This is a genomic window from Streptomyces sp. NBC_01549 (genome assembly GCF_026339955.1).
Classification (GTDB): Bacteria; Actinomycetota; Actinomycetes; order Streptomycetales; family Streptomycetaceae; genus Streptomyces.
The window spans coordinates 46,274-63,173 of the sequence record NZ_JAPEPW010000003.1 but is presented as its reverse complement, the minus strand read 5'-3'; the positions used below and the strand labels follow the sequence as shown (position 1 = coordinate 63,173).

17 protein-coding genes are annotated in these 16,900 nt (G+C 70.6%); all 17 read right to left on the bottom strand.

Features of this window, described 5'->3' with window-relative positions:
• Positions 1–5: 5 nt before the first annotated feature.
• Positions 6–443: a TadE/TadG family type IV pilus assembly protein gene (locus OG819_RS46500; protein WP_266639184.1), complete on the bottom strand. Its 438-nt coding sequence runs from the start codon at positions 441–443 to the stop codon at positions 6–8.
• 14 nt (positions 444–457) lie between these two features.
• Positions 458–901: a TadE/TadG family type IV pilus assembly protein gene (locus tag OG819_RS46495; RefSeq protein WP_266639182.1), complete on the bottom strand. Its 444-nt coding sequence runs from the start codon at positions 899–901 to the stop codon at positions 458–460.
• Positions 898–1,314, bottom strand: coding sequence for a TadE/TadG family type IV pilus assembly protein (locus tag OG819_RS46490; protein WP_266655775.1), 417 nt, complete (start codon positions 1,312–1,314; stop codon positions 898–900). The genes OG819_RS46495 and OG819_RS46490 overlap by 4 nt, the downstream gene beginning before the upstream one ends.
• Positions 1,315–1,366: 52 nt before the next feature.
• Positions 1,367–1,555, bottom strand: coding sequence for a hypothetical protein (locus OG819_RS46485; RefSeq protein ID WP_060898280.1), 189 nt, complete (start codon positions 1,553–1,555; stop codon positions 1,367–1,369).
• A gap of 27 nt (positions 1,556–1,582) precedes the next feature.
• Positions 1,583–2,476, bottom strand: a complete 894-nt coding sequence (locus tag OG819_RS46480) for a type II secretion system F family protein (protein WP_266655772.1) — start codon at positions 2,474–2,476, stop codon at positions 1,583–1,585.
• Positions 2,473–3,390, bottom strand: a complete 918-nt coding sequence (locus OG819_RS46475; protein ID WP_266655770.1) for a type II secretion system F family protein — start codon at positions 3,388–3,390, stop codon at positions 2,473–2,475. Before OG819_RS46475 ends, OG819_RS46480 begins: the two co-directional genes overlap by 4 nt.
• A gap of 49 nt (positions 3,391–3,439) precedes the next feature.
• Positions 3,440–5,005, bottom strand: coding sequence for a CpaF/VirB11 family protein (locus OG819_RS46470; RefSeq protein WP_266655768.1), 1,566 nt, complete (start codon positions 5,003–5,005; stop codon positions 3,440–3,442).
• Positions 4,998–5,870 carry a hypothetical protein gene (locus OG819_RS46465; protein WP_266655767.1) on the bottom strand — a complete coding sequence of 291 codons (873 nt, stop codon included), beginning with the start codon at positions 5,868–5,870 and terminating at the stop codon, positions 4,998–5,000. Before OG819_RS46465 ends, OG819_RS46470 begins: the two co-directional genes overlap by 8 nt.
• A 1-nt stretch (position 5,871) precedes the next feature.
• Positions 5,872–6,555: an SAF domain-containing protein gene (locus tag OG819_RS46460; protein WP_266655766.1), complete on the bottom strand. Its 684-nt coding sequence runs from the start codon at positions 6,553–6,555 to the stop codon at positions 5,872–5,874.
• A 41-nt stretch (positions 6,556–6,596) separates the two neighbouring features.
• The gene (locus OG819_RS46455) at positions 6,597–7,490 is read right to left on the bottom strand and encodes an ATP/GTP-binding protein (RefSeq protein WP_266655764.1); all 894 of its coding nucleotides are present in this window, start codon (positions 7,488–7,490) and stop codon (positions 6,597–6,599) included.
• Positions 7,484–8,032: a hypothetical protein gene (locus tag OG819_RS46450; RefSeq protein ID WP_266655762.1), complete on the bottom strand. Its 549-nt coding sequence runs from the start codon at positions 8,030–8,032 to the stop codon at positions 7,484–7,486. Before OG819_RS46450 ends, OG819_RS46455 begins: the two co-directional genes overlap by 7 nt.
• A gap of 436 nt (positions 8,033–8,468) precedes the next feature.
• A complete protein-coding gene (locus tag OG819_RS46445) occupies positions 8,469–8,690 on the bottom strand; it encodes a hypothetical protein (protein ID WP_266655760.1) in 222 nt (73 codons plus the stop codon).
• 150 nt (positions 8,691–8,840) lie between these two features.
• Positions 8,841–9,755: a replication-relaxation family protein gene (locus tag OG819_RS46440; RefSeq protein ID WP_266655758.1), complete on the bottom strand. Its 915-nt coding sequence runs from the start codon at positions 9,753–9,755 to the stop codon at positions 8,841–8,843.
• Complete coding sequence (locus OG819_RS46435; RefSeq protein ID WP_266655756.1) at positions 9,752–12,376, bottom strand: ATP/GTP-binding protein; 2,625 nt, start codon at positions 12,374–12,376, stop codon at positions 9,752–9,754. Before OG819_RS46435 ends, OG819_RS46440 begins: the two co-directional genes overlap by 4 nt.
• Positions 12,352–12,999, bottom strand: coding sequence for a hypothetical protein (locus tag OG819_RS46430; RefSeq protein ID WP_266655754.1), 648 nt, complete (start codon positions 12,997–12,999; stop codon positions 12,352–12,354). The genes OG819_RS46435 and OG819_RS46430 overlap by 25 nt, the downstream gene beginning before the upstream one ends.
• Entirely contained in the window at positions 12,996–14,147 is a 1,152-nt protein-coding gene (locus OG819_RS46425) for a bifunctional lytic transglycosylase/C40 family peptidase (RefSeq protein WP_266655752.1), read from the bottom strand. The genes OG819_RS46430 and OG819_RS46425 overlap by 4 nt, the downstream gene beginning before the upstream one ends.
• Complete coding sequence (locus OG819_RS46420; protein WP_266655750.1) at positions 14,144–16,900, bottom strand: hypothetical protein; 2,757 nt, start codon at positions 16,898–16,900, stop codon at positions 14,144–14,146. The genes OG819_RS46425 and OG819_RS46420 overlap by 4 nt, the downstream gene beginning before the upstream one ends.

Below are 16,900 nucleotides of genomic sequence, written 5' to 3'. Positions count from 1 at the left end.
GGGGCTCAGCCTCCAGCCTGGGTCTGCAGGTGTGCGGTCGCGGTGCCGGTCACGTTGATGGTTCCCTTGCCGATCAGCTGCGCGAAGTAGGTGTTGTAGGTGTCGTGGACGGTGACCGTCATGGTCTGTCCGTCGTCGGTGATCTGGACGTCGCCTTGTACGCCGGCGGCGGCGAGGTAGTCCTGGGCGGCGGCCTGGGCGGCGTCCGGGTCGATGGTGATGGCGGTGCCTTCGATCGCCTGGGCGGGGTCGAGTTGCTGTCCGGCGGTGCGGGCGGCTTCCTGGGCGAGGGATTCTGCGCGGTTGGAGGCGTTGAGTGCTCCGCCGCCGTCGACGAGCAGGCCCATGACCATCAGCAGTCCCACGGTGGTCACGGCGAAGAACAGCGACATCGAGCCGTCGTCGCGGCGCGCACGGAGCGCGGCGAGACGGCTCCTCAGCACAGCAATCAAGATCATTAGCGGGCCCTGTAGGTGTCGATCGGGCTGGTCCAGGACGCGGTGATCGTCTTGGCTCCGGGCAGGCCGGGCACACCGATGTCGGACAGGTTCGCGGTGCACGAGATCGTCGCGGTGACGGTGGCGGCTTCGCCGACGTCGGTGGCGTAGCCGGAGGTGTCGATGGCAACGCTCGAGGTCTGGCAGGTGACGCCATCGCCGTCGAGGCTGCGGGTGACCGCTTCCTGGGCTGCGCTCTGCGCGGTGCCGGCGTCGCGCTCGAGGGAGGCGGCACGGGCTGCCGCGTGGGCGGCGGCGTCGACCGCGCCCTTCGCATCAGTGACCCGGCCGAAGGCGATCATGAGGCCGAGGATGATGATCAGGACGGGGGCGAGGACCGCGGTCTCCAGTGCGTAGCTGCCCCGGTCCTGGCGCCGCCATCGGAGCAGGCGGGGGCGCGTCACGGGTTGGTCCAGCGTTCGATTGGTCCGTCAACGTGCTGGGTGACGTGCAGCGTGAGGCCGGGTACCAGGGTGGCGACGTCGCCGGTGACGGTGATGCGGATCTGCTGGGCGGTGCTGCCGTCTGCCGAGACCTGGGCGTCTTTCACGGAGCCGCCGAACCGGGCGAGGTACTCCTGGGCCTGCGCGAGACCGTCGCCTTCGCTGGCGCCGAACGACCGTCCGGCGTCCACGCCTTGCCGTGCCGCGGACTGGGCGACCTTGCGGGCGTGGTAGTACAGGCCGACCTGGATAGTGGTGAAGGCCAGCATCAGCACCACCAGGGCCAGGGTGGCCAGTTCGAGGCCCAGCACGCCGTCGTCCCTGCGGCGGATGCGTGCGCGGATGGCCTCGAGGTGCCGTGATCGGCGTGCCACCGTTTCCCCCTCGATCGTCGTCGGTGTGGTGTCCGGGCGCGTGTGGTTGTCCTCAGCCGCCGTCGATGATGCCGATCTTCTCCAGGAGTTTGGCGCGGATGGCTGTGACGAGCAGGCCCGCGCCGACGAGCAGGGCGCCGGCGAGGACGGCGAGTTCGGTGCTGGTGGCACCTCTGTCACGAGCGGTGCGCAGCTGCTCGGCGCGGGCGCGGATCCATACGGTGAGGAGCTGGATGTCCATGGGGACCGTTTCCTTTCGGGCGCCAGCTCAGCTGGCGAGGATCGTGTTGACGATCGGGATCATGACGAAGGCGAGCATGAGGATCACGGCGAGGGTGACCGGGAGGACCATTGCCGCGGAGGCCTCGTTGGCCTGTGCTTTGGCGTCGGACAGCAGTGCGATGCGCAGCTGGCGGGCCTGGGACTGCAGGGTGGTGTAGACGGCGGCGCCGTCTCCGGCCAGGGCCAGGGTGTCGGCGGGCCGGGTCAGTTCGGGGATGTCGAGTTCCTCGCCGAGCTGCTTGAGGGCGTCCCACGGGGTGACGCCGGCGAGCTCGGCGTGGTCGAAGACCTGGCGCATCCGCTGGAAGATCCAGCCGTCGCCGACCTCGGCGGTCTGGGTCAGCGCTTGCCCGGCGCCGCTGTTGGCGACGCGGGCCAGCGCGACGCGCTCGAGGTAGGAGGCGGCGGCATGCCGCACGATAAGCCGGGCGGCGGCCGCCTCGCGTTTGACGTCCTGCCCGGGACTGAACCAGAACAGCGCACCGAGCAGGAGCGAGACGCCGGCGGGGATGGCGAACGGGAACGGGGTGCCGGCGAAGGCGAGCATCGCCTGCAGCAGCTGGGGGGCGAGCAGACCGTACAGGGCGAACAGGACGCGCTTGCCGAGGTGTTCGGCCGGGGAGATCCGCAGCAGTCTGAGGTCGCTGAGCGGCAGGCGGATACGGACGCCGAACTCGTCGAGCAGCCGGGCGCCGACGCGTTCCGGCACGCCGCGCGCGCCGGGTGGCGCGGCGACGGGCATGGCGTTGGTGAAGTGGGCGGCGTCGAGGCGGTCCAGGACGCTGGCCAGGTCCGGTTTGGTAGGCAGGGCGGCGCGGACGGCGAGGCCGATCATCACGCCGGCCGCGGCTGCGGGCAGCACCGCGTTCATGGGGATCATCGGGTCTCCCCTTCCAGGATGGCCAGGTGGGAGGGCAGCGGGTCGAGCAGGCGTGGGTCGGGCTTCGTGCGGGCGATGCGGCGCAGCCACGACAGCGTCCACGCGAACAGGCCGCCCAGGACAATCAGCGCGACCTGTCCGACCGGGCTGGCGTACCAGCCGGACCAGGCGTTGTTCAGCATGCAGCCCAGGACGACGATGCAGATGACCAGGGAGACCTGGCGGGAGGACTTGCGGACGGAGGCGCGGTCGGCTTCGACGTCGCGGGCGTCGGCGGCCTGCTGGTGGATGGTCACCGCGAGCGCTTCGAGGGCGTCGGCCAGGCCGGGGCCCTTGTAGACGGCGTGGCTCTGGAAGAGGAGGACGACGTGGTCGGAGACGCCGTCGGCGAGCTCGTCCGCGAACATCGCGAACGCGAGATGGGCGTCCATGCCGGTGCGCAGCCGGTCGGCCAAGCGTTGCACGTTGCCCGCGATCGGGCCGGGGGCGTTCTTCGCGGAGGCCCGCACGGTCTGGGTCAGCGAGATACCCGCCGTGTGTACGCCCGCGAGGTGGTTGAGCCACTGGGCGAGCGCTTCGAGGCGTTCGATGCGGGCCTGTGCGGCGCCGCCGGGGTGCAGTACGAAGGGCAGGCCCAGGATGGCGGCGCCGGCGAGCAGGCCGTGCACGGGCCAGCCCGTATACGCCCATACCAGCAGGGTGACGACGGCGGCTGTGATGACGAGGTGGCGCCAGCGGCGCTGCCAGCTCTCGGGCAGTTCGGCCTTGGCGCGGCGCATCCGGGCGGCGATGCGGGAGGGCGGTTTGACGGGGTCGGGGATGCGGCCGCGGAGTTCGCGGGCGGTGGCGAGCGCGGCGATGACGGCCAGCACGGCGCAGCAGGCCGCGACCAGGGCGAGCTGAGACGTGGTCACTGGTCCCTCCGGGGCGGCGTGATCCGGTACGGCGCGGGGCGGCGGTCGCTCATCGTCGTCCCACCGTCTGCAGGGGCTCTCCCCACCAGCCGTGCGGGTTCTCGGCAAGCCATGTGCGGGCGATCAGGCCGGTGCGCTCCAGTTCGTCGATGAAGGACGGCATGTTCTGGTAGATCGCGCGCGGGTCGCCGCCGCCCGGGGCGAACAGCTCGGTGGTGGTGGGCCGTCCGGCCTCGCCGACGACGTCGTGGATCTCGTAGATGTGGGAGACGAAGCGGTGCTTGCGGCCGCCGACGCCGGTTTCGTCGAGGTAGGTCAGGTAGACGACGACGTCGATGGCGGAGGCGATGAGGTGGTGGGCGGCCTCGGTGGCCATGCCGGCCTCCGTGCACAGCTGCACCAGGCGGGACACGATGGCGTGCGGACGGCGCACGTGCATGGTGCACATCGACCCGGACCCACCGGCGGACATCGCCTGCAGCATCGGGACGATCTCGGTGGAGCGGACCTCGCCGACGATCACGCGGGTGGCGTTGTAGCGCAGCGCCGTCGCGAACATGTCCGCGATGCTGACCTCCCCGGCGAGGCGGTCACCCGTGCTGCGTTCACCGTTGGACTGGCGCGCTTCGAAGGCGAAAGTCACCGGGCCGGGCTTCGGGCCGGGCTCGTCCAGGTAGAGCTCGCGGTCGGATTCGAGGGTCACCAGCCGTTCAGCGGGCGGGATTTCCCGGCCCAGGGCGCGCAGCAGGCTGGTCTTGCCGGCGCCCATGTCGCCGACCACGAGGACGTTCATCCGCGCCTGGACACACGCCGTGAGGAACCGCTCCAGCAGCGGGTTGATCGACTGCCACTGCACGAGCTCACCGATGCCGTGCTGGCGGATGCGGTGCTTGCGGATGACGACCGAGGGGCGGCTGGTGAGCAGGCTCGCGGTGACACGGGAGCCGTCGGGCATCCGGAAGCCGACCATCGGCGTCGCCTGCGTCAGGGCACGCTCACCCTGGCCGGACTGGCGTGCCATCCGGTTGACCCACGTGATCAGCTCGTCGTGGGAGTCGGCGACCTTGTCGATCGTGCGCCGCGGGCGGTCGTAGTACTCCACGTGCGCGGTCAAACCGTCGACCATGACGTCTTCGACGCCGTCCTCGTCGAGGAGGGACTGCAGGCGTCCGCCGCGGAACATGGCGTCGTAGACCGCGGTGGCGATGCGGCCTTCCTCGTCCTGGGTCAGCGGGGTGTTGCCCTGCGCGTATTTGGTGGCCCAGTCGGCGACGGCGGTGCTGGCGAGCGAGCGGGCCAGGGCACGCCGGTCCGGCTCGGCCAGGGTGCGCTCGGGGTCCTTCTTGCTCAGCTCGGCGGACACGTCGGCCTGCAGGGCTTCGATGACCTCCCAGCCGACCGGCAGGAGTTCCGTCGGCAGTCCGGCCAGTCGGGGAACGGCCGTGGGACTGACGGTGCCGCCGGGCACCGCGGGTGGCGCAGCTGCCGTTGGGGCGGTGGGCGGGGCGGGCCGCCGTTCGCCGAGCTTGCCGGTGAGCAGATGGGCGATGTCGTCGCGGCCCATCGGCGGGGGGATCTGCCCGTTGACGTCGGCGCGCTGGTGCGTGTCAGCCACGGCCGCCTCCTCGCTGGGCCAGCCGGTCCAGGAGGCCCGCGAGCTGCGGGTGGGACGGTGCGCTGGGGTAGTGCTGCTGAATCTGGCGGCGTGCGGCGAGCGCCTCGAACTGCTCGGTGGCGGTGCGGGCGTAGCGCAGGAGCGGGCTGCGGGCGAAGCCGCGCGGCGGCTTCCCCCCGGTGGTGAGGTAGGCGGCAGTCTCCGGGGCCCACGGCAACGACGCCAGTACTGGGGCCTCGAGGGCCTCGGCGACCTGGTGCGAGCGGTACGGGCCGTCCTCGATGAGGAGCAGGCCGAGCGCGTCGGATCCGGAACCGTGCTCGTCGAGTTCGGCGCGCAGGGGCCGCATCAGGTGGCGGGCCAGGGTGAGGCCCTGCTCGGTGCCACGGACGGCAAGCAGCACGAGGTCGGCTCGGTGCAGGAGCGGCGCCGGGGTGAGAGTGGGGTGCAGGTGCCCGGATTCCAGGGCCAGGCGCCCTGCGTCGACGAACACGTCGTGGCCGGCAGAGTCGGCCATAACGTGCAGGACGTCGGCGAGAGCCGGCCAGGTCCGGCTCAGGGCTCCGGCCTGGGCCGGATCAGTCAGCCCGGGCAGCACCTTGCGGTGGCCGGCCTGGCCGTCCAGCGGCCACAGGTGCGACGCGAACGCCTGGGCCAACTCGACCGGTCCGACGCGGTCGGCAGCCGCCAGGTGGTAGAGCCCGTATCCGGCACTGATCTGGCCCTGCAGCAGCCCGGCCCGGATGGTGCCGCCGGCCGGGTCACACTCCGCGAGCAGGGACGGACGGCTGGAGGCCAGCGTGAGAGCGAGCGCCGCGGTGGTGACGCCACAGGACTTCGCAGAGGCGATACAGGTGACGGGCATGTCAGTTGCTCCGCGGTTCACGGACCAGCGCGATACGGCCCAGGGCGGCGCGGCTAGCCAGGACCGGCCCGTCGTCGGGGGCAACCGCGAGGTTGACGACCACGGTGCCGGTGGCGTCCGGGCGGGAGACGGAGACGACGGTGGCGTCGATGGTCTCCGGGACGGTGCCCTTCTTCGCGGGCTCGTCGCCCTGGGCGGGGGTGGTCACCGCGCGGACCTTGTCGCCAGGGGCGAGCGTCCCCGAGGGCGCCATGCCGCGCTTGATCTGCACGCCGACCTGCTCCTGGTTGTCACCCAGCCCCGTACCGGCGCCCAGTTGAGAGGTCAGCAGGAGCCCGCCCTTGCGCAGGTCGACGGCCGACCGCCTACCCAGCACGCTGGCCTTCTGTGATGCGGGGATGGGGGTGAGCGCGGAGTCCGCCGACACCTCAGCGACCGCGAGGTCGGAGTCCGTCAGAGCGCGGCCTGCCGGTACGTCCCGTGCCACGGCCAGCACCCGGGTGCGGTCGCTGGCCGAGTTGACGGCGGCGGCCGCCCCGAGCGCAGCGACGACCGCAAGCACGATGCACAGCGCGGCCACGGACCAGCGGCGTTGCCGCTTGACCGGCGGGGTGGTCGTGATGGGGATCGCGGGCCGAGCCGGGCCCTGCGGACGCGGCACCGTCGGCGCGGCGGGAGTTTCCATGACAGGCTGGGGCCTTTCAGGGAGTTCGGGGTGCGGGCCGGTTAATTGAGGACCTGAACTTCGGCGACATCGATGTCCACAGCGTTGGTTCGGGTCGCAGCGAGCTGTCCGGTCTCGCCTCCGCCGTTGACCTGCCAGTCGACTTGCCAGGTCGAGGTGGCGGTCACGTGGTAGCGGCCGCCCGCCTGTGTGGAGGAGGGCTCGTCGTAGCGGTATCCGCAGTCCGGTGAGGCCTTCTTCCCGAACGCAGCCTTGTACGGGGTGCCGGCAGTGGTGCAGGTGACGGTGTTGCCGTCGCCCATGTCCCAGACGATCCGCTTGACCTTCGCGGTCGCGGTGACGGTGACTCCTCCCGCGGAGGCGGAGGCGCTGTTGGGGCCATACGTCTCGGCGGTCCGGGCCGTCCACATGTACACCGGCATGCCGACCACGCCCTTGCCACCGGGCTTCGGGGTGATCCCGATGTCCGGGCCGAGGAGCGTCATCTTGTCCAGGGCCTCCTGAGCCAGCTGTGCAGGATCCACGTTGGCGGCGGGTGCTTGAGCGGCCCAGAAGACCTGCGGTCCAGCGATCGCCGTGCCGACGCCGGCGACGCCCGCGGCAGCCTGCAGGGCGGGACAGACTCGCACATAGATCGCCCCCTCGCTGGGGTCGTGCCCCTCCCACAGCGCACTTCCGGCCGGGGGCTGGGGGTCTAACTTGCTGACGGTGCAAGGCTGCGCCGCAGCAGGTATGCCCTTGCCGCCCTTGGCCGGCTTCCCAGAGGTATTCCCCTGGCTGCCCGGCTTGGGATCGGTGTGGACGTTCACGCAGAACCGCACGATCTCGCACTCGCCTGCGCCGACATGCGGGTCATCCGCCGCGCGGGCCGTGGCGTGCGCTGATCCGAGGAGCAGGAGAGCAGACCCTGCCGTGGCTGCTAACCGTCTCAGCACTTGCGCTCCTGCGGTGTCTCCTTGAGGACGACCCACTGCTTCCCCCACTTCTCCACTCTGATGATGTCGACGTACTTGGTGAGGCGCTCCTTGGGCAGCTCGACTACGTTCTTGGTCTTTTGGTCGATGAGCTTCCACTGGGAGACGTCCATGCAGTCGGTGATGGTCGCATTGGGAACCTTGCGGCCGAGGTTGATGGCGGTGACCTCGGGCGTGCTCCCGGGCTTGCCGGTGGTGACCTGACCGGCCTTCTGCATCGCCTTCGTCTCGCTTTGCACCGTGGCCAGCGCGGCCCCGGTGGCGTACTTCTTGATATCCGTGCCTTCAGTGCCGGCCTGCGAGTACGACTTGGTGACCTCATTGAGGTACTGCTGGTACGCGGCCAGGAGTTCATCCTTGGCCGCAGCCTCGGGGTCTGTGCTCGACGGTGTCGGCGTCTCAGCCGCGGAAGCGGTTGTCGGCGAGGAGGGCTTCGCCTCGTCGCCGTTGTCGGACGAACTGCACGCGGACAGGGCGAGTACGGAGCACAGCCCGAAAGTCACCGCCGCCCCGTTTCGGAAGCGAACAGCAGAATGAACACTCTGGTGTGCGCGGCGTTTCATGATGCCTCCCCGTTCAGCGCAGCTGGGGCGGAGGGCCGACGCGGGCGTACCGCCCGATTACCCGCCCCAGGAAACCTGGTCGAGCTGCGCTGATGCGTTTGCGTAGTCGGAAGGTTACGCATATGCCAGTCAACTTCCCAGCGTGATAGTTGAGTTCACTCGTACAACTCGTGACGTATCCGGTCACTTTCGAAACCGGAAGTCGCTTTGTAGTTCTATGTATTCGCCCGCCCCGCCCGCACATGATCTGGATCGGTCTTCGCTTCGCGCGGACCGCTTCAGTCCCTGTTCGCGAGAACGGGACCTCGCCCCGGCGGTCTTCCTGCGGCCGGTCCAGGTGGCGTTGCGGGCGACCGGATGCTGCGCTCCTCACGCGTCATGCTGGGGGAGTCGGCCACACGGTGATCACGTCACTGTCGAGGGTGACGCGCCGGCCCGGGAATCGGTGGCGCACCAGGTTCAGGTCGTCCAGGTCGAAGTCGCCGGACCCCTCGACGACGCAGGCGTTCCCGACGTACGAGACGGCCTGCGTGCGGACGGGCCACGCGTCACCGGATGCCGTTTCATGGATGCGAACTTCACCAGTAGCTTGCGGCATCTGGATCTCCCAAGGTCAGAGCGCGCATGGCCGATTGAAGAACGCGGCCCCGTTGTGCAGAAGTAAACTAGTCGTTCGCGTAAGCAAACTGCAAGTGAGTTCCGGAGCAGTTGCAAGGCTGCGACATTCGGTCGGCACCAAGACGCTGCATCACAGCTCGGTCCATGGCCGCGGCTCGCCCCCGGCCAGAGGGACCCAGAGATCGCCCGTAGGCCCCCGGAGTTCGAGGTCGTCCAGGACCGCGGCGCCGAGCGGCACCTGCCGGGCCAGCGTGCCCACGAGCGGGTGCTGCGCGACCATGGCCTGCAGGTCGCTGATCCGGTTGCCCAGGACGTACCGGGAAGCTCCGGTGAGCACGAACAGAACCCGGGGGAACACGGGATACCAGCGCAGCCAGACGGCACCGGGAACGACCGACTGCCGCGAGCGCTGCCGCCCCACAGGCTGCGGCTCGTACGACCACAGCCGTGCGTACTCGATCAGCTTCGACGCGAGCCGCTCGCTGCTCATGGTCGTCCGGTCAACCTCGACGAACGCCCTGAGTTTTGTCCGCTGATCCTCGCCGATGACCGTGTAGTGCATCAGCGCATCCGTGATGATCTTCTCGCCGTCGCTGAGCGGATGGGAGACCTCAGGCGTCCAGTCCAGGTGCCCGTGCTCGTCGCCACGTCTGCGGGCATCGGTCACGAACGCCAGGTGAGTGCGGACCACGGTCAGGGTGTGCGGTGTCTTCAACGAGGCAGCGGTGGCTGAGGTGATCGGATACGGCGGCCGGCCCCGCAGCGCGGGGAAGTCCCGGACCAGCCGGGCGCCCTCCCCTGTCAGGTACCAGGCGCGGGAGCGGTTGGACTGCGGCAGCACCGTGTAGTCCACCAGGCCATCACGGCGCAGCTTGTTCAGCGGCGTGGAGACGGTTTGCCGCGCCGTGCCAGGCCGCAGCAGGTCGTGGAGCTGACTTGTGGTCGCCATCCGGTGCTGCCCCAGCACGGCCAGGAGCTGATGCGGCAGCGGCTCAACCGGACTCGGAGTGCGACCGGACGACACGGTCTCGAAGGTGGCGGTCACTGGTAACCCTTCTTCTGCAGCCGTACGGCTGACGGTGTGGTGGGGGCGAGTTGGGCGAGGAACCGGTTCACACGGCCCAGTTGGTTGGTGGCGCGAGTCGTGAGCTGGTCCAGGGGCTCGGCGGCGGCCATAGCGAGGGCGGCGCGCTCGAGCGCCGCCGCCTGGCGGGGGCGTGCGTAGTCGGCGAAGACCTCGTCGAGGTGCGGGCCGGTGATGCGGACCGGGCCGACGCGACGGCCCCTGACCGTCAGCGACATGTAGTGCTCGAAGCGGTCCAGGGTGGCGACGATGTCAGGTCCGGGACGGTCGCCCCATTCTGCGGTGATCGGAGCGATGGCGGACTGCGATCCGGCGGTGGACGCGAGCGTGGAGGCGTTCTGGACCAGGGAGAGCCGCACCTGGATAGGCAGGCGGGCCAGCAGCTGGGTCATGCCGTGGACGTGGACCTTGTACTTGCGGAAGTCCTCGAACATGCTGGCGATCGTCTCTGCGGCTCCGCCGGTCAGGGTGATCAGCTCGTCGAAGTACGGGCGGAACGGCACCCGTTGGGCTTCCGGGGTGTCGCGGCGGGAGCGCACGGCGCGCAGCAGGTCGCGGGCGAGCAGTGCGGTGATCAGCCGGTCGGTGGGTCCGTTGCCGCCCGGGCACACCCACACGATCATTTTCGAGTCCATCGCGGCGCGGATGTTGTAGCGGCCGGCGGGCTGGCCGAGGAACGCGCGGGTGACGGGGTTGGCGGCGAGGCGGGCGATCGGGTTGAGGACTACGGCGAAGGAGTCCGGTGGCAGGGTGGGGAACACCGTCTGCCACCAGGAGCGCGTCTCGTCGTCCAGGCGCCCCTGAACGCCGGCGAGCGCCGCAGCGCGGAAGACCGGGTCGGTGAGCAGCGCCCGCACGTGGAAGACCGTGGCCTGGTCTTCGGGGCGCCCGGCTTGGCAGGCGGCTTCGTTGACGGCCACCAGCACCGCGAGGGAGGCGGTGAGGATGGTCAGTGCGCGGGGTGCGCTGGCGTCGTCCCAGCCCAGTGCGGCCGCGTAGGCGTCCGCGGTGGCCTCGACGACCTCGTGCGCCACCTGGCCCTGGTGCATGCCGAGCGGATTCCATGAACTGACCTGCGGAGCAGGCCCATTGGCGTTGAGGTCGATGAGCGCGATCCGGTCCATCAGAGCGTCGTGGGCCAGGAACGGCAGAGCGCGAGGCCAGGAGTCGCGGTGCGGGTCGACGAACATCAGCCCGCCCCCGGCATGAGCCCAGCCGATCGCCTGCGCTAGGGCGCGCTCGGTCTTGCCGCCGCCCGCCTTGCCCACACCGACCTCGAACAGCGTCTCTTTCGCGTAGCTGGCGACCAAACGACGGCGGCCGTCGGGGCCGCGGTAGAAGCCCTGCAGCAGCAACTGGGGGTTGTCGAACTCGAAGGTCGGCAAATCCCCGGCGAGCAGCGGCAGGCGGCAGTTCACCGTGGGCGGCTTGAGCAGTCCGGTGAGCTCCTCCAGGCGCACCCAGTTCGGACGGGGCGGCTGGCAGTGACCCAACGTCCAGCGGCGCTCGAAGCCGCGTCGGCTGGGCCAGCGGTCCGCCCCCAACCGCCACGGGCCGATCCGCCATCCGCGCATCGCCCACCGTGACCCGCCGCCGAACACGTCGAACGCGGCCTGGAGCTGGGCCAGCCGGGCCTGGGAGCGGCCTTCCGTGTTCGACGCGCACATCACCAGCAGCTGCACGCGCACCAGGTGGTCATCATCGGCGAGCTTGCCCAGAGCCTCCGCGGGGTCCACCCGGCGGGGTACGGGCGGCATGACCAGACGGCGCCCGCCCCCGCCCTGCTTACCGCTGACCAACTGCTGAAGCTGCCAGGCCACTGAGTCCTCGATGCCGGTAGCGTCCTGCCGCACCCACCGGGCCGCCCGCTGGGCCTCGCGCCGCTCCCTGCGGCGGGCGTCCGACACCAGCTGCAGACGGCGGGCCCGCAGCGCCCACTTGGGAGCCCGCTGGATGTCGAGCCGGATCTCGGCCAGGTCACCCAGCTCCGCCCGCAGATCGGAGACGGCATCGATCAGCGGCTGCAGCGGATCCGGGTCCAGCGGAACGTCCCGCAGCGGGGCCGTGGGCTTGCCTCGCAGGACGAACTCCGCCCGCACCACATGCTCACGCGGCTTGTCGACGAGGGGACGGGCCCGCTTCACGGTGACGGCCGGGCCGAAGGGCGTGATCGACAACAGGCGTTCGCCGCCCGCAGGACCCTCGATCCGGTAGCGGAGCGGGCTGGAGCCGTCGGCGCGCAGCCGGATCTGCACCGCCTTCGACCGTCGCGGCGCCCACCACGGCATGCTCGTCGAGGCCCGGGCAAGCTGGACCCCACGGCGGAAGATCTCCTCCAGGCCGGGGTCGAAGTGCTGCGACGGCACGAGTTCCAGCGCCATCCGCTCGGCCGAGGCCTTCCTCGCCAGACGGCGCACCACCATCTCGCTCACGGCCCAGACGACGAGGACGGCCGCCACGGGCACATACCAGAAGGTGATCACCCAGCCAGCAGCGTTGGCCAGGCCGGCCAGCAGACCGAGGACCTGACCGGCCGCCGTGCCATCCGCCCGGTCGGTCAGATACGGGGCTGAGGCGTCCACGTGGACGCTCCTTTCGTCGAAGTGCGTGCGAAGTACCAGTCGGTGATGCGCCGGTCGGTGTAGGTGCCGCCGCGGTCGGCGCCCGCCCACACCAGGTGCACCACCGCCTTGTCCGGGCAGCCGTCTCGGCGGGCGACGGCCGCCTGGATACGGAAGCGAGCGGTGGCGAATGCCGGTGCGATCGCCTGGTCCGGGTCGCCGAAGAGCGCGGGCCACTTGGCCCGGCCGACCCCCGTGGCGTCCGCCCGCAGCAGGCCACGGCCGGCCGCGAGGAGCTCCTGCTCGTCGTCGGCGGCAACGTCGGCGGGCCAGGCGTCTTCCAACGACTTCTGGATGGCGGCATCGCCGGCCACGCCCTCACCGTGCGGCGGCAGCGCGGACGAGCTGGCCGACTGCGTCGACGCAGTGGAGGCCGTGGCCTGCGCGAGCGCACTGGCCTGCGCAGTGCGGCTGCCTGGAGCGGTTCCCGTGGGGCGCGCCGTGGGAGCGGTCGCGCGCGGTGGAGCCGAGACAGCGGGTGCGCCCGCCGTCTGCGGCACCGTCAACAGGATCACCCCGGCCACGACCAGGACCACAGTGACGATCAGCAGCAGGCGCAGCGAACGCGCCGGGGAGTTTGTCATAGCAGCCGGGCCCCTCCCGCATATCCCGACATCGCGTTGACCGCGTCCAGCCGGACCACGGTGCCCGGCCGGGCGGCGTTGACCATCTGTCCACTGCCCAGGTAAATCCCGACGTGATAGATCGTCGCGTCCCGGCCCGGGGCATCGGCATAGAAGACCAGGTCACCCGCCTTGAGCGCGCTGGTGCCGAGACTTGGGGGGATCCGCCTTCCGGCACCGGCCTGGGCGGCTGCGGTACGCGGCAGCTGAATGCCGGCCTTGGCGTACGCGTACAAGGTCAGCCCCGAGCAGTCGAAGCCGGTGATGTTGGTGCCGCTCTTCCCGCTTGGCGAGCAGCAGATCCCTGTGCTGGGCCCGTTCGTGCTGCCGCCGCCCCAGGAGTAGGGGACACCCCGCTGGGAGAGCGCGGCCTCGAGGACGGTGCGGACCGTTCTGGACACGTTCTTCAGGTCCGGGTCCTCGGCGGCTGCCGTGTACTGGTCGATCCAGCCCAGCACGTTCGCCACGTACTCGGTGGAGTGGTTGTACTGCAGGATCGCGGCCTCCAGCTGGGACTGCTTCGTCAGGTCGCGGCCGTTTCCGCACAGGTAGACGGCGGCGCCGAGGGCGGCGTCGTCGGCGTTGTGCGGGTCGGCGGTCTTGTCACCGTTCGCGTCCTTCCCGATCCCCTCCCAGGTGGAGGGGAGGAACTGGAAGGGGCCGACCGCGCGTTCACCGCTGGCGGTGCTGTCCCACCTGCCGTTGTCGGTGTCCGGGAAGGCGGTGGTGTTGCCGCCCGTGCCGGAGCCGTTGAGCAGGACGCCGAATATGCGTGGGCGGATGTCGCCGTTGTCGGCGATGGTGCGGCCGATGGCGTGGTTGGACTCGACCTTGGCTATTCCGGCAAGGATCGGCCAGCGCATGCCCTGGCACTTCGGCACGTACTTCCCCACCTGTTGGACGGCGTTCTTGTAGGCGGTGAACATGCGCGGAGGGATGTCGGCGGCCGTGCCGCCGTCGGCGATCCCGCCGTCGTCTCGCGCGGCGCTCTGCAGCGCGACGACCGCGCTGATCGCGCCGGATATGGGGGCGGCGCAGCACACGGCGGCGAACAGCAGCATCACGGTCAGGCAGCCCCATGTGGCCTTCCGGCTACGGCGGCGGGTCACGGGCCGTCACCGTCCTCGGGCTCTGCCGGGGCCAGCCAGTCGACCTCGGCCCCAATGCGCCGCGCCTCCTCATAGGCTCGCGCCCGCCGCGCTTGCTCCTGCTGCTGGCGGAGTCTTTCGGCATCGGGTGCGGTACGCCGCAGCAGCTCCTGGAACCGGGCCTGTGCCTGGCTGCGCGTGTTGTCGCTGATTCTCCCCGGAGCGGTGGGCCGCGGAGCCGGGGAAGCCGGCGCGCTGGGCGGCGCGGAGGCCTGGCCCGTGCCGCCTGCGGGTCCACCGGACCGGGGCAGCCTGGGAGATGAGGACGGCCCTGAGGGCGACGAAGGGCCGGGGGGCGATGAAGGGCCGGGTGGGAACGGCGGCCTGGGTGGCGGCGGTTGGGTAGGGATGGCAGGGGTGTTGTTGCGGCGGATCAGCCGTCCGGCGTCTCCCCAGGCGTGAAGGTCCTGGCGGACGGTGTTGCCCCATACCTGCACTTGCTGGCGGGCGTCTTGGGAGTAGCGCGAGCCGCTCGTCCGCGTAGCGCGGACGGTGGCGGGCAGGCCGACCGTCGCTCCGTAGGCGGCGCGGCCGCCGCGGTGCAGGATGCGGTAGCCGCGGAAGCGGACGAGCCGGTTGTGTGCGCGGGTGGACAGCAGGGTGCGGTCGGTGTTCTGGTCGTGCAGCACCTGCCCGGAGTTGCGGTCGACGACCTGGCCGTCCTCGTTGCGGTACCGGTCGGGCGGCCCACCGGGCCTGAGCGGCCCGCCGCTGCCTGAACCGCCTGGTCCGCCCCCGCCCGGTCCGCCTCCGGACGCGCCGCCCGTGTGGGGGTCGCCGTCGGCGGTGGGTTTGCGCCACTTGAGGAGCTTGTCTCTGTCGGGCCGTCTGCCGATGAGCAGCCAGTGCGCGCCCTTCCCACCGAGCCGGACGCCCAGCCCGCCTACGGCCGCAGCCGCGGTCAGCGGTGCGAGTCCGCGTCCGGCTTCGGCGGTGGCGTCGGCGAGCAGCCCCCCGGTGTCCACCGGCATCCCAGCTCCGTCGACCAGAGAGGCGAGGGCGCCCATCAGCCGCTGCCGCGTGCCGAGCATCCCGAACCTGCCGCCGCCCCCGCCAGTGAAGGCCCGAAAACCTGCGCCGTACCCGCCCATCGCAGCGGGGGAGTTCATGGCGAGGGCGGCGCCGAGCTCGGAGGTGTCGCCGGGCATGTGGGTGCCGCCGACCTTGGCGTAGCGCATCCGCATGGCCATGCGCCGGCCGAAGGAAGTGATGCCGGTCAGCAGCCTGCGGTGCCCGGCTGCACCGGCGATGGCCAGCACGTCGATCAGCAGGATCCGCTCGACCATCAGGTCGGGGCCGTTGGTGACGGTGGCGTCGACGGCGATGCCGAAGAACGGCACGAACGCGCAGATCCCGACCAGCGCGAGGATCGCGATGCCCCACAGGGACAGCCACTTCCACACGGACTGGCGGGCAGGCCCGGGCAGCATCCCGGCGATGAAGGTCACACCGCCGGCGGCCGCGGCGGCGGCGCAGATGCCCTGGGTGCCGAGCAGGACGATCGCGGAGGACAGCAGCATGCCGCAGATGAACAGCGTGGCGATCAGCAGTAGTCCGGCGCCGCCGACCCGCCACCAGGTGGGCTTCTCGGCGTAGGCGGCACACGCCTTGCCGACCGGGCCGACCCTCTTCATGTCGGCCAGGAAGGAGGAGAATTCTCGGTCTTCGTCGGTGACGATTGCGTTGGAGGCGTCCAGTAGGTCGCCCCCGGGGGTGAGCGTCGGAAGAGTGCCGCTTCCGCTGGGAACGTCGCTGGTGGACCGCTCGCAGTACTTCTTCGCCTCACCCTTGATCAGCCGGCAGGCATCGTTCCTGGCGTCCTTGCCCTTGTTCTGCGCGCTCGCCTTGTACCCGCCGGTGATCCACTTCAGGTGGACCGCATACGCCGTCCGGTCGGCCGCCTTGGCAGGGTCGAGGATGCGCCCGTACTCCAGCAACATGTAAGGCTTGACGATCAGCGCGTTGGTGATCGAGTCCTGGATCGGTCGGGCTACCTCCGCGGCCGAGACGGGGCCTTCGTCCTCCTGCTGAAGGCACTTGAGCTCCTGGTTGCCGGCCATGCCGTCGCACGGGCCGCGGCTGGCGAGCTTGCCGCCCCAGTCGTAGGAGTTGACGCTCTGCTGGGCCACCTCGGCGGCCACCTGCTGGGCCTGCCCCAGCGGGCCGTCCTGGGTGAGCAGGTAGTCGGGGCGGACGAACGCGGACGCGGCGAGCGCCCCGATGAGCAGGGTCAGGAAGATCTCGCCCAGACTGCGGCCGATCCGGCCGCGCACGAGCATGAATCCGGTGAACACGAAACTCCAGGCCAGCAGTAGCCCCTTCAGCCCGAGCGTGTCGACGACCACGTGGTTGTAGGAGTCGGCGACCTTCTGAGCCGGCTGGATCAGGATCTTCAGCAGCGGGAACCGGAAGGCCAGCTCGATCGACCACCCTGCGAGCCCCACCAGCAGCCGGATCAGCGTGAACAGGCCGGACAGGGCGAACGCGAGCGCCTGGGACCTGAACGCGACGATGGACCCGCCTTCGGCGTTCAGCTCGTAGCCGTTGATCGGCACCCCCTCAGAGGAGGTGATGTTCAGCGGCGAGAGCAGATCACCAGTCTCACTGCTGCTGCTCGCCGCATACACGACCTGGCTGTTGACCATGACGAACACGCCAGTGAGCAGCAGGACAAAGCCGGCCGAGCGGAGGGTGCCGCGGTCTGGACGCCACAT